At 53.2% G+C, this 25,350-nt stretch carries 27 protein-coding genes; 16 read left to right on the plus strand and 11 right to left on the minus strand.

What is annotated here, in order from left to right; all coding sequences use genetic code 11:
* A complete protein-coding gene (locus tag ACI2I2_RS10320; RefSeq protein WP_404657835.1) occupies nucleotides 1-1,110 on the plus strand; it encodes a DUF1615 domain-containing protein in 1,110 nt (369 codons plus the stop codon).
* Here ACI2I2_RS10320 and ACI2I2_RS10325 read toward each other — a convergent pair.
* Nucleotides 1,101-1,403, minus strand: coding sequence for a DUF2755 family protein (locus ACI2I2_RS10325; RefSeq protein WP_404657836.1), 303 nt, complete (start codon nucleotides 1,401-1,403; stop codon nucleotides 1,101-1,103). The genes ACI2I2_RS10320 and ACI2I2_RS10325 overlap by 10 nt on opposite strands.
* Nucleotides 1,404-1,680: 277 nt before the next feature.
* Between ACI2I2_RS10325 and ACI2I2_RS10330 the strand changes: the two genes are divergently transcribed.
* Complete coding sequence (locus tag ACI2I2_RS10330; RefSeq protein ID WP_330985346.1) at nucleotides 1,681-1,905, plus strand: DUF2754 domain-containing protein; 225 nt, start codon at nucleotides 1,681-1,683, stop codon at nucleotides 1,903-1,905.
* A gap of 34 nt (nucleotides 1,906-1,939) precedes the next feature.
* Here ACI2I2_RS10330 and ddlA read toward each other — a convergent pair whose 3' ends face one another.
* A complete protein-coding gene (gene ddlA, locus ACI2I2_RS10335; protein ID WP_404657837.1) occupies nucleotides 1,940-3,040 on the minus strand; it encodes a D-alanine--D-alanine ligase in 1,101 nt (366 codons plus the stop codon).
* A gap of 278 nt (nucleotides 3,041-3,318) precedes the next feature.
* Between ddlA and ACI2I2_RS10340 the strand changes: the two genes are divergently transcribed.
* The 3 genes from ACI2I2_RS10340 (at nucleotide 3,319) to psiF (ending at nucleotide 5,458) form a co-directional block, all read left to right on the plus strand.
* Nucleotides 3,319-4,515, plus strand: a complete 1,197-nt coding sequence (locus tag ACI2I2_RS10340) for a multidrug efflux MFS transporter (RefSeq protein WP_404657838.1) — start codon at nucleotides 3,319-3,321, stop codon at nucleotides 4,513-4,515.
* A gap of 196 nt (nucleotides 4,516-4,711) precedes the next feature.
* Complete coding sequence (iraP, locus tag ACI2I2_RS10345; RefSeq protein WP_330985344.1) at nucleotides 4,712-4,972, plus strand: anti-adapter protein IraP; 261 nt, start codon at nucleotides 4,712-4,714, stop codon at nucleotides 4,970-4,972.
* Between the two features lie 165 nt (nucleotides 4,973-5,137).
* Nucleotides 5,138-5,458, plus strand: a complete 321-nt coding sequence (gene psiF / locus ACI2I2_RS10350) for a phosphate starvation-inducible protein PsiF (RefSeq protein WP_404657839.1) — start codon at nucleotides 5,138-5,140, stop codon at nucleotides 5,456-5,458.
* Between the two features lie 53 nt (nucleotides 5,459-5,511).
* Here the strand turns inward: psiF and proC are convergent, their stop codons facing one another.
* Entirely contained in the window at nucleotides 5,512-6,321 is an 810-nt protein-coding gene (proC, locus tag ACI2I2_RS10355; protein ID WP_404657840.1) for a pyrroline-5-carboxylate reductase, read from the minus strand.
* 113 nt (nucleotides 6,322-6,434) lie between these two features.
* Here proC and ACI2I2_RS10360 point away from each other — a divergent pair, with 113 nt between their 5' ends.
* On the plus strand, nucleotides 6,435-6,893 hold the full coding sequence (locus ACI2I2_RS10360; protein WP_330985341.1) for a YaiI/YqxD family protein: 459 nt from the start codon (nucleotides 6,435-6,437) through the stop codon (nucleotides 6,891-6,893).
* Here ACI2I2_RS10360 and ACI2I2_RS10365 read toward each other — a convergent pair.
* Complete coding sequence (locus tag ACI2I2_RS10365) at nucleotides 6,890-7,561, minus strand: DUF2076 domain-containing protein (RefSeq protein ID WP_404657841.1); 672 nt, start codon at nucleotides 7,559-7,561, stop codon at nucleotides 6,890-6,892. The genes ACI2I2_RS10360 and ACI2I2_RS10365 overlap by 4 nt on opposite strands.
* Before the next feature lie 339 nt (nucleotides 7,562-7,900).
* Here ACI2I2_RS10365 and aroL point away from each other — a divergent pair, with 339 nt between their 5' ends.
* From aroL to ppnP, 4 genes are all read left to right on the plus strand, one after another.
* The gene (aroL, locus tag ACI2I2_RS10370; protein WP_404657842.1) at nucleotides 7,901-8,458 is read left to right on the plus strand and encodes a shikimate kinase AroL; all 558 of its coding nucleotides are present in this window, start codon (nucleotides 7,901-7,903) and stop codon (nucleotides 8,456-8,458) included.
* A 39-nt stretch (nucleotides 8,459-8,497) separates the two neighbouring features.
* A complete protein-coding gene (locus ACI2I2_RS10375) occupies nucleotides 8,498-8,689 on the plus strand; it encodes a YaiA family protein (protein ID WP_404657843.1) in 192 nt (63 codons plus the stop codon).
* A gap of 255 nt (nucleotides 8,690-8,944) precedes the next feature.
* Complete coding sequence (locus tag ACI2I2_RS10380; RefSeq protein WP_404657844.1) at nucleotides 8,945-9,622, plus strand: AroM family protein; 678 nt, start codon at nucleotides 8,945-8,947, stop codon at nucleotides 9,620-9,622.
* Between the two features lie 79 nt (nucleotides 9,623-9,701).
* The gene (gene ppnP / locus ACI2I2_RS10385; protein WP_404657845.1) at nucleotides 9,702-9,986 is read left to right on the plus strand and encodes a pyrimidine/purine nucleoside phosphorylase; all 285 of its coding nucleotides are present in this window, start codon (nucleotides 9,702-9,704) and stop codon (nucleotides 9,984-9,986) included.
* A 33-nt stretch (nucleotides 9,987-10,019) separates the two neighbouring features.
* On the opposite strand, the gene rdgC is transcribed toward ppnP, so the two are convergent.
* Nucleotides 10,020-10,931, minus strand: a complete 912-nt coding sequence (gene rdgC, locus ACI2I2_RS10390; RefSeq protein WP_404657846.1) for a recombination-associated protein RdgC — start codon at nucleotides 10,929-10,931, stop codon at nucleotides 10,020-10,022.
* Nucleotides 10,932-11,024: 93 nt separating this feature from the next.
* On the opposite strand from rdgC, the gene mak reads away from it, so the two are divergent.
* Complete coding sequence (gene mak / locus ACI2I2_RS10395; protein WP_404657847.1) at nucleotides 11,025-11,930, plus strand: fructokinase; 906 nt, start codon at nucleotides 11,025-11,027, stop codon at nucleotides 11,928-11,930.
* Between the two features lie 28 nt (nucleotides 11,931-11,958).
* On the opposite strand, the gene araJ is transcribed toward mak, so the two are convergent.
* The 3 genes from araJ to sbcD form a co-directional block, all read right to left on the minus strand.
* A complete protein-coding gene (gene araJ / locus ACI2I2_RS10400) occupies nucleotides 11,959-13,128 on the minus strand; it encodes an MFS transporter AraJ (RefSeq protein ID WP_404657848.1) in 1,170 nt (389 codons plus the stop codon).
* Between the two features lie 121 nt (nucleotides 13,129-13,249).
* Nucleotides 13,250-16,393, minus strand: coding sequence for an exonuclease subunit SbcC (gene sbcC, locus ACI2I2_RS10405; protein WP_404657849.1), 3,144 nt, complete (start codon nucleotides 16,391-16,393; stop codon nucleotides 13,250-13,252).
* Nucleotides 16,390-17,592, minus strand: coding sequence for an exonuclease subunit SbcD (sbcD, locus tag ACI2I2_RS10410; protein WP_404657850.1), 1,203 nt, complete (start codon nucleotides 17,590-17,592; stop codon nucleotides 16,390-16,392). Before sbcD ends, sbcC begins: the two co-directional genes overlap by 4 nt.
* Before the next feature lie 173 nt (nucleotides 17,593-17,765).
* On the opposite strand from sbcD, the gene phoB reads away from it, so the two are divergent.
* The 4 genes from phoB (at nucleotide 17,766) to proY (ending at nucleotide 23,116) form a co-directional block, all read left to right on the plus strand.
* On the plus strand, nucleotides 17,766-18,455 hold the full coding sequence (gene phoB / locus ACI2I2_RS10415) for a phosphate response regulator transcription factor PhoB (protein WP_404657851.1): 690 nt from the start codon (nucleotides 17,766-17,768) through the stop codon (nucleotides 18,453-18,455).
* Nucleotides 18,456-18,476: 21 nt separating this feature from the next.
* Complete coding sequence (gene phoR, locus ACI2I2_RS10420; RefSeq protein WP_404657852.1) at nucleotides 18,477-19,772, plus strand: phosphate regulon sensor histidine kinase PhoR; 1,296 nt, start codon at nucleotides 18,477-18,479, stop codon at nucleotides 19,770-19,772.
* A 574-nt stretch (nucleotides 19,773-20,346) separates the two neighbouring features.
* Complete coding sequence (gene brnQ / locus ACI2I2_RS10425; RefSeq protein ID WP_404657853.1) at nucleotides 20,347-21,666, plus strand: branched-chain amino acid transporter carrier protein BrnQ; 1,320 nt, start codon at nucleotides 20,347-20,349, stop codon at nucleotides 21,664-21,666.
* 76 nt (nucleotides 21,667-21,742) lie between these two features.
* Nucleotides 21,743-23,116, plus strand: a complete 1,374-nt coding sequence (gene proY, locus ACI2I2_RS10430) for a proline-specific permease ProY (RefSeq protein ID WP_404657854.1) — start codon at nucleotides 21,743-21,745, stop codon at nucleotides 23,114-23,116.
* A gap of 43 nt (nucleotides 23,117-23,159) precedes the next feature.
* Here the strand turns inward: proY and ACI2I2_RS10435 are convergent, their stop codons facing one another.
* The 3 genes from ACI2I2_RS10435 to ACI2I2_RS10445 all read right to left on the minus strand — a co-directional run bounded on the left by ACI2I2_RS10435 (nucleotide 23,160) and on the right by ACI2I2_RS10445 (nucleotide 24,521).
* Nucleotides 23,160-23,606, minus strand: a complete 447-nt coding sequence (locus ACI2I2_RS10435) for a DUF417 family protein (RefSeq protein ID WP_404657855.1) — start codon at nucleotides 23,604-23,606, stop codon at nucleotides 23,160-23,162.
* An 89-nt stretch (nucleotides 23,607-23,695) separates the two neighbouring features.
* Nucleotides 23,696-24,172: a DM13 domain-containing protein gene (locus ACI2I2_RS10440; RefSeq protein ID WP_404657856.1), complete on the minus strand. Its 477-nt coding sequence runs from the start codon at nucleotides 24,170-24,172 to the stop codon at nucleotides 23,696-23,698.
* Nucleotides 24,173-24,248: 76 nt separating this feature from the next.
* A complete protein-coding gene (locus ACI2I2_RS10445; RefSeq protein WP_404657857.1) occupies nucleotides 24,249-24,521 on the minus strand; it encodes a DUF1471 domain-containing protein in 273 nt (90 codons plus the stop codon).
* Between the two features lie 178 nt (nucleotides 24,522-24,699).
* Between ACI2I2_RS10445 and ACI2I2_RS10450 the strand changes: the two genes are divergently transcribed.
* Nucleotides 24,700-25,275 carry a TetR/AcrR family transcriptional regulator gene (locus ACI2I2_RS10450; RefSeq protein ID WP_404657858.1) on the plus strand — a complete coding sequence of 192 codons (576 nt, stop codon included), beginning with the start codon at nucleotides 24,700-24,702 and terminating at the stop codon, nucleotides 25,273-25,275.
* The last annotated feature ends 75 nt before the right edge of the window (nucleotides 25,276-25,350 follow it).

The raw sequence follows: 25,350 nt of genomic DNA on the forward strand, positions 1-25,350 counted from the left end.
ATGGCGACAGTCGCAACACGTAAGGTTTCAACTTCACTCACTCTGGTTGCCAGTATCATTTTGGCTGGGTGCTCCAGCAAGCCTGCGGAGCTAAAACCCGGTGAAAAACCCGTGGATGTCGCCACGGTGGTGAAGCAAAAAATGCCCGCCAGCGTGAAGGACAGAGAGGTTTGGGCGCAAAGCATCGCGAAAGCCTTTGAGAGTCAAAAACTGGCCCCGACAGAAGAAAATGTCTGCTCGGTGCTGGCTGTCGCGCAACAGGAATCCAATTATCAGGCCGACCCAGCGGTTCCGGGGCTGAGCAAAATTGCCTGGCAGGAGATAGACAGACGTGCCCAGAACATGCACGTGCCCGTCTTCCTCGTCCACACGGCGCTGAAAATCAAATCACCCAATGGCAAAACCTACAGCGAGCGGCTGGATACCGTCCGAACCGAGAAACAGCTAAGCGCGATTTTCGATGACTTTATCGACATGGTGCCAATGGGACAAACGCTGTTCGGCTCGTTAAACCCTGTTCATACCGGTGGCCCAATGCAAGTGAGCATTGCTTTTGCTCAAGCGCATGAGCGCGGATATCCGTGGAAAATGGAAGGTACTGTCCGTCAGGAAGTGTTCACTCTGCGAGGCGGGTTGTGGTTCGGAACTTACCATCTGCTGAATTATCCAGCCAGCTATACGGCACCGTTGTATCGATTTGCTGACTTTAATGCCGGTTGGTATGCCAGTCGAAATGCTGCGTTCCAGAATGCTGTTAGCAAGGCGAGTGGGGTAAAACTGGCTCTGGATGGCGATCTGATTCGTTACGACAGCGACGAAGCGGGGAAAACGGAACTGGCCGTTCGTAAACTGGCGAGCAAGCTCTCGATGAGCGACAGTGAAATCCATCGCCAGTTACAAAAAGGGGACAGTCAGGATTTTGAAAGTACGGCGCTCTATAAAGGCGTTTATAAGCTGGCAGAAGCGAAAACCGGTAAACCGTTAGCGCGTGAAATGTTGCCTGGAATTCAACTCGAAAGCCCGAAAATCACCCGTAATTTAACCACAGCCTGGTTTGCAAAACGTGTGGATGAGCGTCGGGCAAAATGCATGGCGCTCGGTCAGAAGTAGTGTCTCCAGCGTAACACGAGGGCCAGAACACCCAATATTGCGCAGCCCACCAGGAAGGGGACCAGACCAAACAAGGTGCCGACAGCAATCCCCATTTCAACGCGTGGGCGACCGCTATCCTGAATTTGCATCAGATGCTCGAAAACGCCCGGCGCATGTACCACCAGGTTTAACACCTGAGCACCGGCCCAGAAGCAGAGCAGAACGAATAGCGCATAAGCGATATTCCCCTTCGTGGAGGGGGCTCTTCCTTTCCCGGCAATAATGGGTTTTGAGAATGTGAAATCAGCCATGAGAACCTCCTGAGACTGCTTAGCGCCAATCCTGTCAGACCTTGTTATAAGCTGGCCTGAGCCAGAATTACGTGAGTAAGTTTGACAGGGGATCGCCGTTGTCAATATCAGATTCGTGGTAATTTCACTCAGGGAAGACTCCTAAAGTTGGCTTTTACGCTCTGCGTCACAAAGTCTCTCCTTAAGTGAAATCAGTACAGGTTAAGAATTTGCTAAGCGTCACGCAGACGCTGTCACAGGAATGTGCGAGGATAGGGTTTTCACTTGCGGAGTTGTTATGAAACTGCCTGATAAAATTCGCCGCGACTGGCATTACTATGCCTTTGCCATCGGCCTGATTTTTATTCTTAACGGCGTGGTCGGGCTGTTAGGTTTTGAAGCGAAAGGGTGGCAGACCTATGCGGTCGGTCTGGTGACCTGGGTGATTAGCTTCTGGCTGGCGGGGCTGGTGATCCGTCGTCGTCCGGTCGATATCGAAGAAGAAAAAAGTTCTGAAGCCTGACCGGACATCTCTGAAGATGCCCGGCCCATAACCGCTATCCGTTCATCGAGGTTTTCAGCGCCAGATTCGTTTGATGGCGCTCCATCGCAAGTTCAATCAGGCGAGTGATAAGGCTGGTGTAATCCAGGCCGCTCGCCTGCCACAGTTTCGGGTACATGCTGATATTGGTGAAGCCCGGCAGCGTATTGATTTCGTTGATCACCACTTCATTTTCCGCGGTCAGGAAAACATCCACGCGCGCCATTCCACTGCATCCCAGCGCCTGGTACGCTTCAACCGCAACCTGGCGAATCTTGTCGTTAACAGCAGAATCGATAGCCGCGGGAACCACGACTTTCGCGCCATTGTCATCGATATATTTGGTGTCGTAGGCATAAAACTCGCTGTTAAGTACAATTTCGCCACAGGTACTGGCCTGCGGTTCGTCGTTACCCAACACCGCACATTCAATTTCTCGCCCAACGATCCCGGTTTCGACCACGACTTTATGGTCAAACTCAAACGCCAGCGCAACGGCGCGCTCGTACTCTTCTGCGGTTTTGACTTTACTGACACCCACCGATGAGCCCTGGTTGGCAGGCTTAACAAATAGCGGTAAGCCGAGCTTTTCCTTCACTTGCGCAAAAGAGTAGTTGTTCCGGTTTGAACGCGTGAGCGTGACGAACGGGGCAATAGCCAGGCCTGCATCGCGCAGCAGGCGTTTTGTCACGTCTTTGTCCATACAGGCCGCAGAGCTCAGCACATCTGACCCGACGAAAGGCAGATTCGCCATTCGCAGCATGCCCTGAAGAGAGCCGTCTTCTCCAAGCGTGCCGTGCACAATAGGGAAAATCACATCAATGGCAGCCAGCGGTTCACCGCCTTCAGCGTTGATGAACTGCTGGGTGGTTTTACCCGGGATTTGCGCCAGCGTTATCTCTGACGGGCGAAGGGCAATTCGAGCCGGATCCTGAGGATTGAGCAAATAGTGAGTGGCATCGTTAACGTGCCATTGCCCTTGTTTATCAATCCCCAACAGCACCACTTCGAAACGTGTTTTATCCATCGCTTCAACAATGTTTTTGGCTGACTGTAAAGAGACTTCATGCTCAGCAGACTTTCCACCAAAAACGATCCCAACCCGCAACTTAGCCATTTCTGTACCCATCCGAAAAAACACAAAGCTGATACCATAGCACGCCGACCCGTCGCTTGTGCAAAATCCTGGATACCCTTTATGGCTTTTAGGATGCCGAAACAGAGTGAGCATAACCCTCTGCCGAAGAGGGGATTCTTCGTGATATTAGTCACACAAATGAGTATTGAGAAGATAAATGTCTGAACTCATTTATAGCGCACCTCTCGCCGAACAGGCTCAACGGCATCTTGCTATGCTGGTCGATACATACCAAAAATGAATGATTACGTGCAGTTATGGAATCCTGGAGAATAAACCTCATCTCTGTCTGGTTTGGCTGCTTTTTCACCGGCCTTGCTATCAGCCAGATCCTGCCCTTTTTGCCGCTGTATGTTTCCCAGCTAGGCGTCACTTCGCATGAAGCCTTGTCGATGTGGTCTGGGTTAACGTTTAGCGTGACGTTCCTGGTGTCTGCCATTGTGTCGCCTATGTGGGGCAGCCTTGCTGACCGCAAAGGGCGTAAACTGATGCTGCTCCGCGCCTCGCTTGGGATGGCGATAGCCATTCTGTTGCAGGCGTTTGCCACCAACGTCTGGCAGCTGTTTATCCTGCGCGCGATTATGGGCCTGACCTCGGGTTATATTCCTAACGCCATGGCGCTGGTGGCTTCGCAGGTTCCAAGAGAACGCAGTGGCTGGGCGTTAAGCACATTATCGACAGCACAAATCAGCGGGGTTATTGGTGGCCCACTGCTGGGGGGATTCCTCGCCGATCATGTGGGTTTACGTGCGGTGTTTTTTATCACTGCCATTTTGCTGACCATCAGTTTTCTGGTGACGTTATTTCTGATTAAAGAAGGCGCACGTCCGCAAATTAGCAAGGCTGACCGGCTAAGCGGAAAGGCCGTATTCGCTTCGCTCACCTATCCGGGGCTGGTTATCAGTCTGTTTTTCACCACCATGGTGATTCAGCTGTGTAATGGGTCCATCGGGCCAATCCTCGCGCTGTTTATCAAATCGATGGCACCAGAAAGCAACAATATCGCGTTTTTAGCCGGGATGATCGCGGCGGTTCCCGGGGTTTCGGCGCTAATTTCGGCTCCACGATTAGGCAAACTTGGCGACCGTATCGGGACTCAACGCATCCTGCTGGCCACCCTTTTCTGCGCCGTGGTGATGTTTTTTGCGATGTCATTTGTCACCACGCCATTCCAGTTGGGTGTGCTGCGTTTTCTGCTTGGGTTTGCCGATGGCGCCATGCTGCCAGCGGTACAAACACTGCTGTTGAAATATTCCAGCGATCAGGTCACGGGCCGCATCTTCGGATACAACCAGTCCTTTATGTATCTTGGCAATGTCGCCGGGCCGCTGATTGGGGCATCTGTCTCCGCGATGGCGGGTTTCCGCTGGGTATTTGTTGCCACGGCCATTGTCGTGCTGATTAATTTAGTTCAGTTAGCCATAATGCTTCGCCGTCGCCAACAACAAGCCTAATTTATCCACCTAATTCTCAAGGGGTAGAGTATGAAATATTCTCCCCTTCACATTTTGATCATAATTCCTTGAGAGAAACGTTTCGCTACCAATTCAATTTGCATAATTTGGAATTTCTAAAATAATTCTTATACCGACTAGGCATTAGGGATCATCGGTGCTACCGTCTCAGGCATTCTCATAAGGAAGTCTCACCATGAAAAATCTGATTGCAGAATTGTTGGTTAAGCTTGCGGAAAAGGAAGAAGAATCAAAGGAGTTAGTGGTTCAGGTTGAAGCACTGGAAATCGTTGTCACGGCGCTATTACGTCACATGCGACAGCCGGAACAACAGGCTCTGATTACCGATATTGAATCTGCATTAGACGAAGCAAAACCGGAATCTCAGGTGCCCGATCGCGATGCGGAATTATTAAATCAATATATAAAAAAGCTATTACGGCATCCGCGTAGTTAAGGCGAGTGCCGAATTCAGACGCGACGATTGCCGTTTTATCGTCGCTGATAACGTATTAATACCTTCCCGTCCAGACTCGTGGTATCACTCTTTTTTTACCGGCTAAGTGGTTTTTTTCGTTTAAACGACCAGACTTACTGAGATCCCTCACAGAAGGATGGTGCAATGAAAATAACATTACTGGTGACTCTACTGTTCGGTCTGGTGTTTCTCACAACAGTGGGAGCAGCAGAAAAAACGATGACCCCGCAACAGCAGCGAATGACGAGCTGTAACCAACAGGCTACGGCTCAAACGCTGAAGGGGGATGCAAGAAAAACCTATATGAGTAACTGCCTGAAAAACAGCAGCTCAAAGCCTGCAGAGAAAAGCATGACCCCGCAGCAGCAAAAAATGGGTGAGTGTAATGCCACGGCGACTCAGCAATCGCTGAAAGGTGACGATCGTAAGAAATTCATGAGCGCTTGCCTGAAAAAAACGGGGTAATCCCAGGCGTATATCAAGCGGGTGAACCCTGTTCTGGTTCACCCGTTTTTTTATCAGGCTTTACTGAGCTTTTCTGATTTTTCCATGCAGCTGACCATGGCTTCAATCACGGCAGAGCGGAACCCTTTTTCTTCCAGCACGCGAACGGCTTCAATAGTCGTGCCGCCCGGTGAACACACCATATCTTTCAGTTCGCCCGGATGAATCCCGGTTTCAAGCACCATTTTGGCTGAACCCATCACCGCCTGTGCCGCGAATTTATACGCCTGCGCACGTGGCATTCCGCCCAGTACCGCAGCATCCGCCATCGCTTCAATAAACATAAAGACATAAGCAGGTGCAGAACCGCTGACGCCCACTACCGGGTGGATCATCGGTTCAGCAATCACTTCGGCTTCGCCAAAGCAGCGGAAAATAGTCAGTACATCGGCCGTATCTTCGCTGGTGACCAGCGCATTTGGCGTCACGGAAGTCATCCCGGCATTCACCAGCGACGGGGTGTTGGGCATCGCGCGAACGATTTTACGGTCATGCCCCAGCGCACGGGCGAGCTGGTCGAGCGTTACGCCTGCTGCAATCGACACCACCAGTGTCTCTTTATTGAAACTGGAGGCCACTTCGCTCAGCACTTTGGTCATGATGGCAGGTTTCACCGCACCGAAGACGATATCGGCGATTTGCGCCACTTCCTGCGCGCTCTGTGCCGCGTTAATGCCATACTTCTCTTGCAGGGCGGCGACTTTGTCCGGCGAGGGCGTGTAGACCCAAATTTGGCCAGGCTGCACTTGCCCACTGGCGATAAGCCCACCAAGAATGGCCTTGCCCATATTACCGCAGCCGATGAATCCGATTTTCTTATCCATTCTGTCTCTCCCTCAGCGTTTTTTTGATAATGCGTATTAGCTTATCATCTTGTGGCTATGCCGACAGGGGAAAGCAGGCGACAATAGCGCAGTTATTTATTACAGGAGTGAATATGTCGATTTGGGTGGATGCCGATGCGTGTCCGAATGTGATTAAAGAAATCCTGTTTCGTGCAGCAGACAGAACACAGACACAGGTGACGCTCGTCGCCAACCAGAACCTGCGCGTGCCGCCATCGCGTTTTATTCGCGCATTGCGTGTGCCTGCTGGCTTTGATGTGGCGGATAACGAAATTGTTCGCCAGTGCCAGCCGGGCGATCTGGTGATCACCGCTGACATTCCTCTGGCGGCAGAAGTGTTAGCTAAAGGCGGCGCAGCGCTCAACCCTCGCGGCGAGCGCTACAGTGAAGCAACCATTCGTGAAAGGCTGACCATGCGTGATTTTATGGATACGCTGCGGGCCAGCGGCATTCAGACCGGTGGCCCCGACAGTTTATCGCAGCGCGACAGACAGCAATTTGCAGCGGAACTTGATAAGTGGCTGCTGGCGGTCCAACGAGGACAGAACTAAACCCAGCTGTCGTCGTCGCCGCCGAAATCATCGTTGCTGAAATCGTCGTTATTCCAGCTGTCATTATCCTGGTTATTGGCGTAGTCGGTGCTGCCGTCATCAGGTAAAAACGGCGTGTCTGCTGCCTGGCTTACATTGTCAGACGCAGGAACAGGCGGTTCCTCGATAATATTGACGATTTCCTGAGGGTGCGTGCCGGAGAACATGTTCATCAGCATATTCCCCAGCACAACGCCACCAGCAACACCCGCCGCAGTTTGTAGCGCGCCTGCCATAAAGCCACCTCCGTTGCGGCCTGCAGCATAGTTTTGCATCTGAGGCGCAGCTGAAGGTTGGCCGTAGTTTTGCGCACCAGGGATAGGATTGTTGACTTGAGGTTGTGCTGAGCCACCGCCAAACAATCCGGCAAGAAAGCCGCCGCTGCTTTGCCTGGTAGAGCGCAGTTGGCCGACTTCATTTTCCAGCGCCTGAACGCGCTCATGCAGCTGTTTAACGGCCGCTTCCTGAATAAGAATGGTCTGCGCCATATAGTAAGGAGCAGCCGGTTGCGCCTGGATATGTTGCGCAATCACGCTCTCGGCGTTAGCATCGCGCGGCGAACTTTGCTCTTCGGCTTGTTTCAGGCGAGAGAAAAGACCCTCGATAAGGCGTTGTTCTTCAGATTGCATGGGTGAGTCCTCGGTCATACGAATGCTGTACGGCATAGTTTGTCTGAAACATTCATACTGTAAATATGCGCTACGTAAAGCTGTGCATAGATGTGTTACCTTTTGCACCTGCACAGGGTTGTCAAAAGACCGTGCTTTCATGTAAGGTTGCCGCAACACTCGATGACACTATTTCTTTACACCCTCATGATTTACACTCCCCTTTATTCCCGGCAAAGAGATTGACGGGGTATCAGGGTTGTAACTATTAATTTACACTTACTTGCGTACTAGTTTGATGGTATTCTTTCTCGCTCACACGCACAGCCTGCATTGCTGCAGTACCAGGGGGATTTTCAGGTGACAACAGAGCCTATTTTTCTTATCGGCGCCCGTGGCTGCGGAAAAACAACAGTCGGACAAAAGCTGGCGCAGGCCTGTCAGTTTGATTTCCTCGATACCGATCAGATCCTTCAGCAACGTGAAGGCAGAAGCATTGCCGATATCGTGGCGAAAGAAGGCTGGCCCGCCTTTCGCAGCCGTGAAACACAAACCCTGCAATCGGTCACCGCGCCCCAGTCGATTATCGCCACCGGTGGCGGCATTATTCTGGCTCCCGTGAACCGCGAATTTTTGCGTAAAAACGGCATCGTTATCTACCTGAAAGCGCCTGTGGCGGTCCTTGCTGGTCGCCTTGAAGCATTTCCGGAAGAATCCCAACGCCCTACGTTAACCGGAAAACCGATCAGCGAAGAGGTCAGGGAAATTTTGGCCCAACGCGATGCGCTGTATCGTGAAACCGCCCATCACATTGTCGATGCCGCCTGCGATCCTGACGATGTCGTTGCGCAAATTCTGGCCGCCATCAACGCGCCAGCAGCAGCCTGCATTCAGGCAAACTCGGCAACAGCGGGCTAACGCCTATACTTAACGCTCTGACCCAAAAGAGGAAGAGCTATGCCGACCAATCCCCCGTATCCAAGACAAGCCCGGATTGTTGCCGTAGAAAAAGGCGAGCCGGGCAACAGCGTGACCTGGTACGAACTGCGTGCCGACCACCCCAAACCTGATTCGCTGATCAGCGAACATCCGACTGAGGCCGAAGCCCTCGACGCCAAACGCCGTTATGAAGACCCCGGCAAGTCCTGAATCCGGCCTTTCTGTTGCGCAACGCCTGCCTTGAGTGGGCGTAAATCACACTTTTTAGCTAAACTCATTGTTAATAAAACGTTAACCTCAAGATATTACTGGAGTGTGTCGGAGCCTTCTGGAATCTTTACAAACTGCGCCGGAGCGTAGCTGCTACGCTTCTGAACGGTTGAATTTTTTAGCCATCCAGGGGGCTGCCATCGAGAAGTAAGCCTGTGTCGAAGCAGTGGTTGCAGTGATAAAAAGGTAAATAACATGAGTGCGACTTTAGCGATTCTTACCATCGGCGTGGTTCCGTTGCGTGAGGTGTTGCCGCTATTAACAGAGCACATCAGGGAAGATCAGATAACCCACGTCAGTTTGCTGGGGAAAATGACTCGCGAAGCCGTCATGGACGCGTACGCGGTGAGTCCCGGAGAAGATGTTCTTATTGCCCTCCTCAACGATAATCGCATGGTGGAAGTCTCCCGTCAGAAGGTTGAACGTGACTTGCAGGCACTCGTTGAGGTGCTCGATAATCAGGATTATGACGTTATCCTGCTGATGAGCACGGCACCCATCAGCGGCCTGGTGGCCCGCAAAGCGATACTTATCGAACCGCAACGCATTATCCCGCCCTTAGTGAATTCCATTGTCGATGGCCATCAAGTCGGGGTGATTGTGCCGATCCCTGAGCTGATGAAAAACCAGCGGGTCAAATGGGAAGTGTTGCAAAATTCCCCGCACTACGCCCTGGCGAATCCTGTTCATGGTAGCGATGATGAATTGATCTCCGCCGGAAAAAAACTGATGGGTGAGGGGGCTGATGTCCTGATGCTCGACTGTCTGGGTTTTCATCAACATCACCGTGATGTATTGCAAAAAGCGCTGGATGTGCCTGTGTTGTTGTCGAATGTGCTGGTGGCTCGTCTGGCGGCGGAACTGCTGGTCTGACGGATTTTTTGCGTGACAGTCCGCTGTCACGCCCCCTATATTGGACAGGACACAACAATGAAACCAATAAGGGCCAGTTATGCTTCAAAGCAATGAATACTTTGACGGGAAAGTGAAGTCCATCGGGTTTACCAGCAGCAGCACTGGCCGCGCCAGCGTGGGTGTTATGGCAGAAGGGGAATACACTTTTGGCACCGCGCAGCCGGAAGAGATGACCGTTGTCAGCGGCGCGCTGAACGTCTTACAGGCGGGTGAAACCGAATGGAAAACCTACACCGCCGGGCAGGTCTTCAATGTGCCGGGACACAGTGAATTTCATCTTCAGGTCGCAGAGCCAACCTCTTATCTCTGCCGCTACCTGTAAATAAAAAAGCCTTCCTGACGGAAGGCTTTTTACTTAGCGCTGGGCTTCGCCGCCCAGGCCTTCAACCAGTTGGGCAATCAAGGCTGCCAGCTCACCGGTCATCAGGATAAAGTCAGCGTCAAAGCGCTGATCGTAATTTTCCCGTTCGATATCTTCGTTCTGATCGCGCAGTTCGTCACAGAACTTCAGGCGCTTAATGGACGCATCTTCGCACACCATAAACTGAATGCGCTGCTGCCAGTCCAGAGCCAGTTTAGTGACCACTTTGCCCGCTTCGATATGCACGGCGATTTCGTCGCTGACCAGTTCCTGCTTCTTGGCACGGATAACGCCACCGTCTTCCAGAATGGCTTTCAGCTCAGCTTCATCCAGCAACTGGAAACCTTGTGCGACAGTGCCGGAGCGAACCCACTCGGTCAGCGTCAGCTCGATAGGGTTTTCCAGCGCCAGCGGAACCACCGGCAGCGAGCCGAGCGTTTTACGCAGCAGCGCGAGCGTGTCTTCGCCTTTCTTCGCACTGGCGCAATCCACCATGATCAGCCCGTTTACAGTGTCAATCCACAGCATTGTCTGGCTGAAACGGCTGAAAGCACGTGGCAGAAGCGAGTGCAGCACTTCATCTTTCAGGGAGTCTTTCTCGGTCTTTTTAAGCTTACGACCCTGATCGGCTTCCAGTTTCAGAATTTTTGCTTCGAGCGCCTGTTTGATAACTGGAGCAGGGATAATTTTTTCTTCCTTGCGGGCGCAGACCAGAATCTGACCGTTCGCTTCGTGCGTGAACGCGTCACTGTGCGAGCCCATAGGCGAAACCCAACCGGTTTTCGCCATATCCTGACTGCCGCAGGGGGTAAACGCCAGCGCGGCTAACTGTTTTTCCATCTCATCGGCGCGCAAAGAAATGTCGCGGCTAAGACGGTAAACCATTAAATTTTTGAACCACAGCATGATAATTTCCACGGCTTTGTCGTTAAATCCAGGGCGCATGATAGCGAATTGTCGCTATGCTTGCATTGTTAATCAGGAACGGGGGAGGTATCGGTGCGTATAGGAATTGATCTGGGTGGCACGAAAACAGAGGTCATCGCGCTTAGCGATCGAGGCGAGCAGTTGTTCCGTCATCGTCTGCCGACGCCGCGAGACGATTATCAGCAAACGATAGAGACGATAGCCACGCTGGTGGCCATGGCTGAGAAAGAAACTGGGCAAACGGGCACAGTGGGCATGGGCATTCCCGGCTCCATTTCGCCTTATACCGGCGTGGTGAAAAACGCCAACTCCACCTGGCTCAACGGCCAGCCTTTCGATAAAGATTTAAGCAAGCGCCTCAATCGCGAAGTTCGGCTGGCGAACGATGCGAACTGTCTGGCCGTTTCTGAAGCCATTGATGGCGCAGCAGCCGGTGCGCAAACCGTTTTTGCCGTCATTATCGGCACCGGCTGTGGTGCTGGTGTTGCGCTTGGTGGCCGGGCGCACATTGGCGGTAACGGCACGGCGGGTGAGTGGGGGCATAACCCTTTACCGTGGATGGACGAAGACGAGTTGCGCTATCGCGAAGAAGTGCCGTGCTATTGCGGAAAACAAGGTTGTATTGAAACCTTCATCTCTGGCACGGGCTTTGCGACAGATTATCATCGTCTTAGCGGCAAGCCGCTGAAAGGCAATGAGATCATGCGTCTGGTTGAAGAGCAGGACGCGGTGGCGGAACTGGCGTTAAGTCGCTATGAACTGCGTCTGGCAAAATCGCTGGCACACGTGGTCAATATTCTGGATCCGGACGTCATCGTGCTGGGCGGCGGCATGAGCAACGTCGAACGGTTGTACAAAACGGTTCCTGGCCTGGTGAAGAATTTTGTGTTTGGCGGTGAATGTGAAACGCCCATTCGCAAAGCGGTTCACGGTGATTCAAGCGGCGTGCGCGGCGCGGCGTGGTTGTGGCCACTGTAATCTGAACGCCCCTGAAAAGGGGCGAATCTCAGAGTGATGAAAACGCCGGAGCAGGTTTTTGTTTCAGGCGGGCATACAGCAACAGGGACGACATAGCGAAAAAGGAGAGCAGTGCCGCAGGCAGCGCCACGTAGTTGTAGGCAAACCCCATCGTCAACATCATTCCTCCGCAGTAAGCCCCTACAGCGCTACCGAGGTTAAAGGCCATTTGGCCTCCGGCGGCCCCCAACATTTCGCCACCTTTCGCATTCTGCAACAGCAGGATTTGCAGCGGTGCAGAGAGCGCAAACAACCCCAGACAGCAGACAAACGCCAGCCCGAGCGAGGCGGCTTTATCCGCGCCAAATACGAACAGCAGCGCCAGCGAAAGCGCAATCACCAGATCCGTCACGATAGCGATACTGAGTGGCGAGTGTTTTCCTGATAAGCGTCCGCTCAGCAGATTGCCCGAGACCATGCCTAGCCCAGCCAGCATCATAATCAGCGTCATATTGCCTTCGGAAAAGCCCGCCACGGTCATCATGAAGGGTTTGATGTAGCTGAACCAGGCGAACACGCCAGCATTACCAAACAGCGTGGCGGAAAAGATAAACCAGGGCGCGGGGGATTTCAGGAAATGGAACTGTTCGCGCAACTTGCGTTTGGAGGCGTCGGTGATATTCGGCACCCAAAAGATAACGGAGGCGATGACCAGAGCGTTGAAAACGGCAATCAGCAGGAACGTATAGCGCCAGCTAAATTCCTGGCTGAGCCAGGTGCCGAGCGGCACGCCGAGTAAGTTGGCGACAGTCATTCCGCTGATCATTCCCGCCACCGCAGCGGTCACTTTTCCGGGCTTCGCGAGCTTCGACAAAATAATCGCGCCGACGCCAAAGAAAGCGCCGTGTGGGAAGCCGGACACCAGTCGCCCTGCGGCGAGCATCCAGTAAGACGACGAGAGGGTAAACATCGCGTTGCCGATAAGACACAGCGCCAGCAGGAAAATCAGAATGTGCTTCAGGGAAAATCGGCTGGAAAATACGGCAATAACAGGGGCCCCAATCACCACGCCGAACGCATACCAGGAGATCATGTGCCCGGCGGTTGGGATGGAAATCCCCACGTTGTGAGCCAGCTCGGTTAACACGCCCATGATGCCAAATTCGGCCATGCCCAGGCCGAAGGTGCCTAACGCTAACGATAAAATGACTTTTTTCATACTGACTCGTTGTGGTGTGACATCCCGGAACGTCAGGACACGTCGTGAACCCCAGCTTGCGGCAAACAGGCTGCGCAGGCCAATTGCTTATTCTTCTTTTGGTATTGACGATCCTGCTATCTCACGGGTCCACGGCAAAGGTTTTATCCAGCTTGCTGTAGCCTAACCCGTTGATCTTCTTCACGCGGATCTGCACCGGAATTCTCTCTTTCATCGCTTCCACATGGCTTATCACACCGATGACTTTGCCGCTCGCATTCAGGGCGTCCAGAGCATCGAGTGCGGTGTCCAGCGTTTCGCTGTCCAGCGTGCCGAAACCTTCGTCTAAGAAAAGGGAGTCAATTCGGGTTTTATGGCTCACCAGATCCGACAGCGCTAACGCCAGCGCCAGACTCACCAGGAAGCTTTCTCCGCCCGAAAGCGTGCGTGTATCTCGCACGGCATCGGCCTGCCAGGTGTCCATCACTTCCAGTTCAAGCGCTTCGCTGGCTTTGCGTTTAAGCAGATAACGCCCATGGAGACGGTTTAACTGTTCGTTTGCCAGCCACACCAGATTATCGAGCGTCAGCCCCTGCGCGAATTTGCGGAATTTATCGCCTTCTTTCGAGCCGATCAGAGCATTCAGCCAGCCCCAGTCTTCGAGCGTCTGGCTGGCTGTTTGCATCTGTGTCATCAACGCTTGCTGCTGTTGGCGATTATCGGCGTCTTGCTTTATCTGCTGACGGATTTCGCCCTGGGCGGAACTGTTTTCCCGCAGCTTCTGCGCCAGCTCGGCTAACTGGAACTGCACTTGTTCAGGTTGGGCCTCAGCGGATAAATCTTCAGAACGCTGTTGTTGATGGCTGGCCTGTGCCGTTTGAGCCTGCGTCGCCAGCGCCTGTTGTTGCTGAAGTTGGCTTTCGAGCTGTTGCTTTAACTGTTCCAGGCGCTGGCGCGTCTGCTCGTCGAGCAAGGCGGCCAGAAACGCCTGCTGATCGGCAAACTGGCTGTTGGTCAACGCGCTTTCAAATGCTTGTTGGGCCGCAAGCCTTGTTTGCTCTGTCTGCTCTTTTTGCTGTTGCAGCGTTTGCCACTGGCTTTGCAGCGACACACAATCGTGATGAACCTGCTGCCAGCCTTCCAGTGGCACCGGCGTGAAGTCGTCTGATGGCGGCACTTCAGGCAGCGTTTCCCGCAGCGGTTGCAGGTGAAGAAGCTTCTGCTCAACCGACTGAAGCTGTTCGGTTTGCGTTTGCCATTGCTGACTTTCGGCTTCACGCTCAGCAAGCCATGCGGCTTCTTCCCCGGTAGCCGGAAGCGTCAGATTGAAGCTGCTCAGGGCCTCGGTTAAGCTGTTTTGACGAGCGGCTATCTCCTGCTCAAGCGCGGTACGCTGGGCTTGCAAATCAAGATGCTGTTTTTGCAGGTTTAGGCGTTGACTGTGTTGATACAGCTGCTGCTCCCAACTTTCCTGCTCATTCAGCCAGCCGCCGATATCGTCTTCAGGAGTCAGCGAAATCGCCAGCGCGGCGACGGTTTCCTGCCATTGCGAGGTGAGTGCTTGCTCCTGCTCAGCGATTGATACCAGCTCGCTTTGCTCGGCCTGTAGCTGCTTCTGCAACCCATCAAGCTGCCCTCGCAGGCTGGCCCCGGCTTCGCCCAGTTGTTTCACTTCTTTTTCAAGCTGATCACGGCGGGCTTCATTCACGCCGGGTTTGAGCGCCTGATACTCCGCTACGGCCGGATGTTCCGTCGAACCGCACAGCGGGCAAGGGCCACCCGGCTGTAAGCGAGCGCGTTCATCGGTCAGCTTCGCGATGATTTTTTCCTGCTCGCACAGCGTCTTCACATCGTTAAACTGCTGCAGCTTCTCTTTATAATGCTGACGGCGAGTAACAAGCTCTGCTTCCCCTTTTTTCAGTTCCTGCTGACGCTGCACAAGCAGCGGCTGAAGCTGCTGGCGGCGCTTGCTGAGCGGCTGGAAGCGGTTTTGCAGCGTGTTGAGTAACTGACGCAAAGGCCGGGCCGCCGTGTGTTTTTCGATGGCGGCGGTAACTTGCTTGTCGTCCAGCTCCAGCGTGCTGGCGGGCAGGGCATTCGATTGGCGAATCAGCTCCGCTTCGCGCTGCGTCAGGTTTTGCACCTGCGATGCGTCGCGTGTTTGCTGAGTAAATGTCGCTCGCCAGCCCGCGAGTTCACGGCCTAAAAGACGGAAGCGGTCGTTTGTTTTCAGCCACTCGCTAAGGGTTTTGTGTTCAGTGTTCAACTGCTGATATTGCGCATCCGCAGTCAGGCGTATACCCGCCCGCTGCGCCAGTTGACGCTGTAAGCGAGTATTTACTTCTTCAGCCTGTTGATGCGTTTGAGCATAAGCGGCTTGCTGATCCTGAAGGCGAACCCAAAGCGGGCGCAACTGGTCGGCTGGCTGGGCAAGCGCCAACGCTGCCAGCTGCGGCTGCGCGTCACTCAGTGCCTGCTGGGCGCTTGCGAGGGCCGTTTGTGAACGCTGATGCGCTTCGCGCATTTCAGCCTCTCGGGTTAGCCATTGTTGCCAGCCCTGAATGCGAAGCTGCGTGCTCTGTTGCTGCTTTTCTTCGTCAGTGAGTGCCTGCAAACGTTGCTGCAAAGCCTGCTGTTGCTCGTCGCTCAGCAACACCATGCCTGATGCCTGAGCCTGTAGCTTTTCCAGGCTGATTTTGGCTTCTTTGTGCTTCTCAAACACCATCGCGGAAATCTGTCCGTAGATTTCTGTGCCGGTCAGTTCTTCAAGCAGCTCTGCTCGCTCTTTCGGTTTGGCATTCAGGAACGCGGCGAACTGGCCCTGAGAGAGCATCATCGAACGGGTAAAACGGCCGTAATCCAGCCCGGTGAGTGAGGCGGTAAGATCCAGCTTTTCTTTCACTTTCTCGGCAAGGATTTCGCCCGTGTCGCAGCGTGAGAGTTCCACTCGCGGTGCCTGGAGATTACCGTCCGGCTGATTTCGTGCCCGGTTTTGGCTCCAGAAAGCGCGATAGGCGGTGCCCTTCACTTCAAACTCAACCTCGGCCAGACATTCGGCGGTATCGCGGGTCATCAAATCATTTTGCGATTGCGACAGCGTGCTGAGTCTCGGTGTCTCGTGATACAGCGCCAGACAGATGGCATCCAGCAGCGTGGTTTTCCCGGCACCCGTGGGGCCAGTGATAGCAAACAACCCGTTGCTGGCGAACGGTTCCTGGGTGAAATCGATTTTCCATTCACCCTTCAGCGAGTTCAGGTTTTTCAGCCGCAGGCTTAAAATTTTCATGGCTGTTCCTCGCTGGACAGGGCGCTCAGGGTTTCGTTGAAGAGTTGGTGCAGGCGTTGTTGCTGCGGTTCTTCTAAGGTTTCCAGCGCCAGACGGCGTTCAAACACTTCTTCTACTTTCAGTTCGCTCAGCGTTTCCCGATGTTCGCTTGCCATGATGCGCTCACGCTGTTCGCGGCTGCGGCGCACCAGCAGCACTTCGACGGGCAGCGTTTCGGTCAGGGTTTGAATTTTGCGTTGGATATCATGCAGGTATTCGTCGCTGGTGATTTCGATGTCGAGCCACACCGGCTGGCTGTCATCTGCGTCTCGCCACTGTTCAAGCTGCGTGCTGATGCTGCCAAAATCCCCTTTCAAAACCGCCAACGGCTGAGTGACAGGCACCTCCAGCGGCAGGACTTCGGCCAGTTTCCCGTCCTCAAAACTCACCAGATTGACGGTTTTGGCTTTGCCCGTTTCATCAAAGCTCAAAGAAATAGGGGAGCCGCAGTAGCGAATGTGCTCGGTGCCGCCAATCTTCTGTGCGCGGTGAATATGCCCGAGAGCGATGTAATTCGCAGGCGGGAAGTTCTGCGCCGGGAAGGCATCCAGCGTGCCAATATAGATGTCACGTACTGCGTCACTTTTGCTGGCGCCCACGGTGGTCAGATGCCCGGTGGCAATGATCGGCAACGTGCGCTCGCCGCGCAGGTCGCAAGCTTGTTGATATTGCTGCTGATAATACCCGGTGATGGCCTGTAATAAATGCTGTTGCTTTTCACCCGCAGAGGCTCCAGCGGTGCTAACAATCACATCACGCGGGCGTAAAAAAGGCACAGGGCAAAGAATGGCACCTGGCGTGCCGTCGCGAAGCATTAATTCACACGGCGGTGTGCCGCTGCCCGCGACAACTTTTGTATTCAGGAAGGCGAGAATATCGCGTGATTCATTCAGCGTGGCCACAGAATCATGGTTTCCCGCCAGCACGACTAACTGACAGCCTGTTTGCTGAAGCTGAACGACAAAACGGTTGTACAGCTCGCGGGCATAACTTGGCGGCGAGCCGGTATCAAAAATGTCGCCCGCCACAATAATGGCATCCACCTGCTGCGCTTCGGCGGTCGCCAGCAGCCAATCAAGAAAAGCTTGATGTTCGGCGGCGCGGCTTTTGCTGTAAAAATTCTGGCCGAGATGCCAGTCAGAGGTGTGTAGGATGCGCATAATCAGTCCATGGCGTGAAAGCGTGGCAGCAAGTATAAACATTTAACGATAACAGGGCGATGACTGCGCGGATTCGGTGTCATAATCAAAAAATCGCTATCATAAATCTGTCATAAAACTGACGCATACTAGCGCCGCATTGCATACATATGACTAATAACACGGGACAAATAATGGCGAGACGTATTCTGGTCGTTGAAGATGAAGCGCCGATCCGCGAGATGGTGTGCTTCGTCCTGGAGCAAAATGGCTTCCAGCCTATAGAAGCCGAAGATTATGACAGTGCCGTTAACCAGATGAATGAGCCGTGGCCTGATCTGGTTCTGCTGGACTGGATGCTGCCGGGCGGTTCCGGGATCCAGTTTATCAAGCACCTGAAACGTGAAGCGCTGACCCGCGACATTCCGGTCGTGATGCTGACGGCGCGTGGCGAAGAAGAAGACAGGGTTCGTGGTCTGGAAACGGGCGCGGATGATTACATCACCAAGCCTTTCTCACCGAAAGAGCTGGTGGCACGTATTAAAGCGGTCATGCGTCGTATTTCGCCGATGGCCGTGGAAGAAGTTATCGAGATGCAGGGATTAAGCCTCGATCCGTCTTCGCACCGCGTGATGACCGGCGAAAATCCGCTGGACATGGGGCCGACGGAATTTAAACTGCTGCACTTCTTTATGACTCACCCGGAACGTGTTTATAGCCGCGAACAGCTGCTGAACAATGTCTGGGGAACCAACGTTTATGTGGAAGACAGGACGGTCGATGTGCACATCCGCCGCCTGCGTAAAGCGCTGGAACACAGTGGTCACGATCGGATGGTACAAACCGTTCGCGGCACGGGCTATCGTTTCTCTGCCCGTTTCTGACAATTGACTGGAGTGTGACCCGTGCTTGAACGGTTGTCATGGAAAAGGCTGGTTTTCGAGCTGATCCTCTGTTGTATCCCGGCCCTGATCCTCGGGGCGATTTTCGGTTACTTGCCCTGGTTTTTACTGGTGGCGGTGACCGGGCTGCTGGTGTGGCACTTCTGGAACCTGCTGCGCCTCTCCTGGTGGCTGTGGGTTGACCGAAGCATGACGCCACCGCCGGGCAGCGGCAGCTGGGAGCCCTTGCTGTACGGGCTTCACCAGATGCAGATGCGTAATAAAAAACGCCGTCGCGAACTGGGCAGCCTGATCAAACGCTTTCGCAGTGGGGCAGAGTCCTTGCCGGATGCGGTGGTGCTGACCACCGAGGAAGGGGCGATGTTCTGGTGTAATGGCCTGGCGCAGCAAATGCTGAATCTGCGCTGGCCGGATGACAACGGCCAGAACATTCTCAACCTGTTGCGTTATCCCGAATTCTCCCGTTACCTGAAAACCCGCGACTTCACAAAGCCGCTTAATCTGGTGCTCAACACCGGGCGGCATCTGGAAATTCGCGTGATGCCCTACACCGACAAACAGCTGCTGCTGGTGGCGCGTGATGTCACGCAAATGCACCAACTGGAAGGCGCCCGACGCAACTTCTTTGCCAACGTCAGCCATGAGCTACGCACGCCGCTCACGGTGCTGCAGGGCTATCTGGAAATGATGCAGGAGCAAACGCTGGAAGGGGCACCGCGTGAAAAAGCGCTGCACACCATGCGCGAACAAACGCAGCGAATGGAAGGGCTGGTGCGCCAGTTACTGACGCTCTCACGCATCGAAGCGGCACCGTTAGCGGCCTTAAACGAACGTATCGACGTGCCAATGATGCTGCGAGTGGTAGAGCGGGAAGCGCAAACCCTCAGCCAGAAAAAGCATACGCTGCATTTTGAGATAGATGATTCGCTCACGGTGCTGGGCAGCGAAGAACAGTTACGTAGCGCAATATCGAACCTTGTTTATAACGCGGTGAATCATACGCCTGAAGGCACGACCATTATCGTGCGTTGGCAGCGAGCGCCTCACGGTGCGCTATTCAGCGTGGAAGATGATGGCCCAGGTATTGCGCCTGAACACATTCCGCGTCTGACTGAGCGCTTCTATCGTGTCGACAAAGCCCGTTCGCGCCAGACAGGCGGCAGCGGTCTTGGGTTAGCCATTGTTAAGCATGCGGTGAATCACCACGAAAGCCGGCTCGATATCGAGAGTCAGCCAGGCAAAGTGACGCGCTTTAGCTTCTTGCTGCCGGAACGTTTGATTGCCAAAAAAAGCGCCTGATTTCAGTACTGGCAGGAAAGATTGACACAAACCGGCGAAAGCCGGTTTTTCAGATCGCAGACAAAGAAGGAAAAAGCGTGGTTTTTCCTTCTTTGTGATTATCAGCCGAAAATCAATGAATTGATTTTCCTTATTTTTTGTTCGGCAAGTTATGACAAATCTTCATTCGTTGGCGGTTTGTCATCAGTTTCAAAAACCGGCGAGAGCCGGTTTTTTTGCTTTCCAGTTAACCAAACGGCGGATAATTATCAAACGTCTGATGCTTTTTTGTTCGCATGATAAGCCATGGGTTTTTCTTATAACTGGTTATTCATGCTGATATGGGTTTTCATGTTGATATAATCCTCTGGTTTTGCGATCCCATGTTGCTTTAAAACGTTATAAGCGTTTAAATTGCCCACGTTGCAGTCGCAGTCTGACTGCTTTCGCGTGGTAAACCCAATAACAATTCTTTCCACGCGAACATCGGGAGAATATCCCACTAACGATTACGCTCTTGCCGTTGTTCTGTTCCGCAGGGATAAGCGCGACGTTTTATTTTTTCAACACCACATCCACAGGCAGTAAAGAGTTTATGACCCATCAGTTAAAATCACGCGACATCATCGCCCTGGGCTTTATGACCTTTGCGTTGTTCGTTGGCGCTGGCAACATCATCTTCCCTCCAATGGTTGGCTTACAGGCAGGCGAGCACGTCTGGACTGCGGCGATTGGTTTCCTGATAACCGCAGTGGGCCTGCCTGTGTTGACCATTATTGCTTTGGCAAAAGTGGGCGGCGGCGTGGATAGCCTGAGCACGCCTATCGGGAGAGTCGCCGGTATTCTGCTGGCTGTCGTCTGCTATCTGGCCGTTGGTCCGCTGTTCGCGACCCCGCGCACCGCAACAGTCTCCTTTGAAGTGGGCATTGCGCCGCTGACGGGTGACGGTGCGCTGCCGCTGCTGATTTACAGCGTTATCTATTTTGCACTGGTGATTCTGGTGTCGCTCTATCCGGGCAAACTGCTGGATACCGTGGGCAACTTCCTTGCACCGCTGAAAATCCTTGCGCTGATTGTGCTGTCTGTTGCCGCTATCATGTGGCCTGCAGGTTCTATCAGCCATGCGCTGGAAGCTTACCAGACCGCACCGTTCTCTAACGGTTTCGTGAACGGCTATCTGACCATGGATACGCTGGGCGCAATGGTCTTCGGTATCGTTATTGTTAACGCCGCGCGTTCTCGTGGCGTGACCGAAGCTCGTCTGCTGACCCGTTACACCGTTTGGGCTGGCCTGATGGCAGGCGTTGGTCTGACGCTGCTGTATCTGGCGCTGTTCCGTCTGGGTTCTGACAGTGCCTCGCTGGTGGATCAAAATGCCAACGGTGCAGCGATTCTGCACGCTTATGTGCAGCACACCTTCGGTGGCGCAGGCAGCTTCCTGCTGGCAGCCCTGATTTTCATCGCCTGTATGGTGACCGCCGTTGGCCTGACCACCGCTTGTGCCGAGTTCTTCTCTCAGTATCTGCCGCTGTCTTACCGTTCGCTGGTGTTTATCCTCGGTCTGTTCTCGATGGTGGTGTCGAATCTGGGGCTGAGCCACCTGATTCAGGTGTCCATTCCGGTGCTGACTGCAATTTATCCGCCTTGTATCGCACTCGTGGTATTAAGTTTTACCCGCGGTTGGTGGCATAATTCGAGCCGCGTGATTGCCCCGGCGATGTTTATCAGCCTGGTGTTCGGTCTGCTGGATGGCATTAAAGCTTCCGCCTTCGCGGACATCCTTCCGGCGTGGACCTCGCATCTGCCGCTGGCAGAGCAAGGCCTGGCCTGGCTGATGCCGACCATCGTGGCCGCCGTGCTGGCCATTGGCTGGGATCGCGCAGCAGGCCGTCAGGTGACTTCAAGCGCGCATTAATTAGCGTTCCAGAAGTAAAATTAACCACGGGGCTACAGGCTCCGTGGTTTTGTTTTTTGGTAAGGCAGTGGAATTCATGGAAACAGAGAACAAACTAAAACGCGGGCTAAGTACCCGTCACATTCGCTTTATGGCGCTCGGGTCGGCCATCGGTACCGGTCTTTTTTATGGCTCGGCAGACGCCATCAAAATGGCCGGTCCCAGCGTGTTGCTGGCTTATATCATCGGCGGTGTTGCCGCTTACATCATCATGCGTGCGCTCGGCGAAATGTCCGTGCACAACCCGTCTGCCAGCTCCTTCTCCCGCTACGCGCAGGATAACTTAGGCCCTCTCGCGGGCTACATCACCGGCTGGACGTACTGCTTTGAAATCCTGATTGTGGCGATTGCCGACGTGACCGCGTTTGGCATCTACATGGGCGTCTGGTTCCCGGCAGTGCCGCACTGGATTTGGGTGCTGAGCGTGGTGCTCATCATCTGCGCCATCAACCTGATGAGCGTCAAAGTGTTCGGCGAGCTGGAGTTCTGGTTCTCCTTCTTCAAGGTCGCCACCATCATTGTGATGATTGCGGCAGGCTTTGGCATCATCATCTGGGGCATCGGCAACGGCGGTCAGCCAACCGGCATTCACAATTTGTGGAGCAACGGTGGCTTCTTCAGTAACGGCTGGCTTGGCATGGTGATGTCGCTGCAAATGGTGATGTTTGCCTACGGCGGCATTGAAATCATCGGCATTACAGCGGGTGAAGCGAAAGACCCGGAGAAATCCATTCCGCGTGCGATTAACTCCGTGCCGATGCGCATTCTGGTGTTTTATGTGGGTACGCTGTTCGTGATCATGTCCATCTACCCGTGGAACCAGGTCGGCACCAATGGCAGCCCGTTCGTGCTGACGTTCCAGCATCTGGGTATCACTTTTGCAGCCAGCATCCTTAACTTTGTGGTGCTGACGGCCTCGCTTTCAGCCATTAACTCCGACGTCTTTGGCGTAGGGCGCATGTTACACGGCATGGCCGAGCAGGGCAGTGCGCCGAAGATTTTCGCTAAAACCTCTCGCCGCGGTGTGCCGTGGGTGACGGTAGCGGTCATGACAGTCGCGCTGCTGCTGGCGGTGTATCTGAATTACATCATGCCGGAAAACGTGTTCCTGGTGATTGCTTCGCTGGCGACTTTCGCCACGGTGTGGGTGTGGATCATGATCCTCTTGTCACAGATTGCGTTCCGTCGCCGTCTGCCGCCGGAAGAAGTTAAAGCGCTGAAATTTAAAGTGCCGGGCGGCGTTTTCACCACCATTGTCGGCCTGCTGTTCCTGGTGTTTATCATCGTGCTGATTGGCTGGCACCCGGACACCCGCATCTCGCTGTACGTAGGCTTTGCGTGGATTGCCCTGTTGCTGATTGGCTGGCAGTTCAAAGCCCGCCGCGACCGCCAACGAGCGCTTGCGCAGTAACTCTCTCAAACCCGGCCACGCGCCGGGTTTTTTGTTCTTGCAGTCATTCGATAATCACCAGTCGTTGATGGAAAAACGCGCGGAAGTCGAAATACACAATGGCTGCTGCTGCGCTTCCGAGCAATATTTCTTTCAGCGCAAGGCCGACGACGCTAACGCTCATTGCTGCGGGAAGCAGATTTAGTGTTATCAGCGCCGATGCTATCGCGGCCAGACCTCCGGCTATTCCAAGTGCGGGAAACACGATTCCCCCCAACAGCGCGACGGAGATAGCTGCCTGTACAACGGCCAGAAAGTAGCTTGTGCCATCCTGACCCAACCATCCGGGCAAGAAAGAGAGCCAGGTATCATGAGTAAGTTCATCCACCAGTTGCATTTCAGGCGAGAACCATTTCAGGTTGCCGGAAATAAAGAACAGCAGAACAACGATTACTCTGATCAGATTTATTTCGCGGCGATACAAAACAGAAAAGGGGTGATTGAGTTTCATCGCATTTCTCCTTCAGGAGTGAATGGGTGTTGACAAGGTGGACACCCATTTACTCATGGACAGGATAAAGGTATTCCGAATGAACCTGTTTATTTGAACGAGGCCGAAGAAATAAACTGTTCAAATTGTTCGCACCAGATTTGTACGGTGGTGTATTCGTCAATATTGACACCATTCGGAAGGCTCTTTTTGAAATTACCGAAGTTTTTAAGGTCGCCAATATAAAGTGAGTCTTCTTTGATTTTCATGAAGGATTCACGATCATTGGCCTGGGTTTTGGTCAAATAGATCTTGTAATCCGGTCCGGGCGCGACGCTGCCTTCAAAGGCTATTTCTTTATCATTCACGTACAGCTTGCCTTCTGCCCAGTGTACCGCATTGCTGCCTTTTTGGTTTTTATCAAAGACACCGTTATAGCGTGCATTGTCTTTAACGGTTTGGATCTCTTCGGTGGTGGAGTTTTTTTCTGCGGTAAGGATCGGTAAGATATATATCCCTGCGCCGAAACCAACACCAAATAGTGCGAGGTGAGAGGCAATAAGTGCAATTTTCAATGACTTCTTCATAATGTATTTCCTGGTTAAATTTGTTGAAGTATGTGTGGCCACACATTTTTATTATCAACAAGAGAGTTGTCCCTAATTACGCTTTGGCATCGGCATTGTTATAAAGCGTTGCCGTGGCATACCCGAGCTGATTGGTATTCAGATGGGTGATCCGAAAATAATCAGCCCCGGCATTTTGAGCTTTTGCCGCAAGTTGATGCGTTAACTCATCAATGGTGCCAGAAGAGGCGGTAATGCTCCCGATGCGCAACAGTTCACATTGGTGCGACTGAGTAATTTCTGTCGTGTTTTGTGCAAAAGCAGGGACTGTGCTGAATGCCAGGATTGAAGCAATGATGATCTTTTTCATGATGTTCTCCTTAAAGGATGTTTTTTAGTGTTCGCTAAAATATATAGCCTGGCTGGATTGTGGGTGCAAATATTTTTTTAGCGATTGCTCAAAAATAAGGTAAAATATGTTATCCGAAAAAATTAAAATGTTAGGTAACATCATGATAAAAGGTAAGAAAACGGGGCGCCCCAAGCTCATGTCGGAAGAGAAATTGGCCGAGACGTTGTTTCAGGTCTTTGCTTCAAAAGGCTATGCGTCGACTTCCATCGCGGATTTGACACAGGCAACAGGCATGAAACCGGCTTCTTTATATCTGGCTTTTGGCAACAAAGAAGGCATGTACGCTGCTGCCCTGGCCTACTATCGCCAGACGTGGCTGTCAGGGCTTCAGCAAACCCTCGACAATAAAGGGTTAAGCTTTCAACAGCGCATCACTGCCTTTTTGACGGCCGCTTTCACCCTGTTTAGCTGTAGCGATAAACCTTTAGGTTGCATGATGACTTTTTCCGCTCTGGCGTTTCGGAGCGGAGAGGGGGAGTTAGCCAACCAGTTGCGGGATGAACGTGCCGCGTTTGTGCAGTGGCTGGAAGAAGAAGCCCGTCTGGCACAGGATACTGGGGAGTTGCCTGGCCACATGACGCCCGCCACGTTTGCCAGCTTTATCGTTACGCTGGAACGCGGCCTGGCGTTAGGGGCGCTCGATAAGCCCGATCCGCAGGTCGTTCTCACCATGCTCGAAAGTGTTCTTGCGTTGTTGTTTGTTGAGAAGTAAAAGCCGCGACAGGAGAGTCTCCTCCCCCGGTATCCTCCCCCAATTCGCCGCATAATGATGAGTGATACGTAGCCA

It is taken from the genome of Scandinavium sp. NPDC088450 (genome assembly GCF_044900545.1).
Classification (GTDB): domain Bacteria; phylum Pseudomonadota; class Gammaproteobacteria; order Enterobacterales; family Enterobacteriaceae; genus Scandinavium.

What these genes read in the sequence shown, in the direction of transcription:
- ACI2I2_RS10320 (WP_404657835.1), top strand. Translation starts at nt 1, where the DNA reads ATGGCGACAGTCGCAACACGTAAGGTTTCAACTTCACTCACTCTGGTT.
- ACI2I2_RS10325 (WP_404657836.1), bottom strand. Translation starts at nt 1,403, where the DNA reads ATGGCTGATTTCACATTCTCAAAACCCATTATTGCCGGGAAAGGAAGA.
- ACI2I2_RS10330 (WP_330985346.1), top strand. Translation starts at nt 1,681, where the DNA reads ATGAAACTGCCTGATAAAATTCGCCGCGACTGGCATTACTATGCCTTT.
- ddlA (WP_404657837.1), bottom strand. Translation starts at nt 3,040, where the DNA reads ATGGCTAAGTTGCGGGTTGGGATCGTTTTTGGTGGAAAGTCTGCTGAG.
- ACI2I2_RS10340 (WP_404657838.1), top strand. Translation starts at nt 3,319, where the DNA reads ATGGAATCCTGGAGAATAAACCTCATCTCTGTCTGGTTTGGCTGCTTT.
- iraP (WP_330985344.1), top strand. Translation starts at nt 4,712, where the DNA reads ATGAAAAATCTGATTGCAGAATTGTTGGTTAAGCTTGCGGAAAAGGAA.
- psiF (WP_404657839.1), top strand. Translation starts at nt 5,138, where the DNA reads ATGAAAATAACATTACTGGTGACTCTACTGTTCGGTCTGGTGTTTCTC.
- proC (WP_404657840.1), bottom strand. Translation starts at nt 6,321, where the DNA reads ATGGATAAGAAAATCGGATTCATCGGCTGCGGTAATATGGGCAAGGCC.
- ACI2I2_RS10360 (WP_330985341.1), top strand. Translation starts at nt 6,435, where the DNA reads ATGTCGATTTGGGTGGATGCCGATGCGTGTCCGAATGTGATTAAAGAA.
- ACI2I2_RS10365 (WP_404657841.1), bottom strand. Translation starts at nt 7,561, where the DNA reads ATGCAATCTGAAGAACAACGCCTTATCGAGGGTCTTTTCTCTCGCCTG.
- ACI2I2_RS10375 (WP_404657843.1), top strand. Translation starts at nt 8,498, where the DNA reads ATGCCGACCAATCCCCCGTATCCAAGACAAGCCCGGATTGTTGCCGTA.
- ACI2I2_RS10380 (WP_404657844.1), top strand. Translation starts at nt 8,945, where the DNA reads ATGAGTGCGACTTTAGCGATTCTTACCATCGGCGTGGTTCCGTTGCGT.
- ppnP (WP_404657845.1), top strand. Translation starts at nt 9,702, where the DNA reads ATGCTTCAAAGCAATGAATACTTTGACGGGAAAGTGAAGTCCATCGGG.
- rdgC (WP_404657846.1), bottom strand. Translation starts at nt 10,931, where the DNA reads ATGCTGTGGTTCAAAAATTTAATGGTTTACCGTCTTAGCCGCGACATT.
- araJ (WP_404657848.1), bottom strand. Translation starts at nt 13,128, where the DNA reads ATGAAAAAAGTCATTTTATCGTTAGCGTTAGGCACCTTCGGCCTGGGC.
- sbcC (WP_404657849.1), bottom strand. Translation starts at nt 16,393, where the DNA reads ATGAAAATTTTAAGCCTGCGGCTGAAAAACCTGAACTCGCTGAAGGGT.
- sbcD (WP_404657850.1), bottom strand. Translation starts at nt 17,592, where the DNA reads ATGCGCATCCTACACACCTCTGACTGGCATCTCGGCCAGAATTTTTAC.
- phoB (WP_404657851.1), top strand. Translation starts at nt 17,766, where the DNA reads ATGGCGAGACGTATTCTGGTCGTTGAAGATGAAGCGCCGATCCGCGAG.
- brnQ (WP_404657853.1), top strand. Translation starts at nt 20,347, where the DNA reads ATGACCCATCAGTTAAAATCACGCGACATCATCGCCCTGGGCTTTATG.
- proY (WP_404657854.1), top strand. Translation starts at nt 21,743, where the DNA reads ATGGAAACAGAGAACAAACTAAAACGCGGGCTAAGTACCCGTCACATT.
- ACI2I2_RS10435 (WP_404657855.1), bottom strand. Translation starts at nt 23,606, where the DNA reads ATGAAACTCAATCACCCCTTTTCTGTTTTGTATCGCCGCGAAATAAAT.
- ACI2I2_RS10440 (WP_404657856.1), bottom strand. Translation starts at nt 24,172, where the DNA reads ATGAAGAAGTCATTGAAAATTGCACTTATTGCCTCTCACCTCGCACTA.
- ACI2I2_RS10445 (WP_404657857.1), bottom strand. Translation starts at nt 24,521, where the DNA reads ATGAAAAAGATCATCATTGCTTCAATCCTGGCATTCAGCACAGTCCCT.
- ACI2I2_RS10450 (WP_404657858.1), top strand. Translation starts at nt 24,700, where the DNA reads ATGTCGGAAGAGAAATTGGCCGAGACGTTGTTTCAGGTCTTTGCTTCA.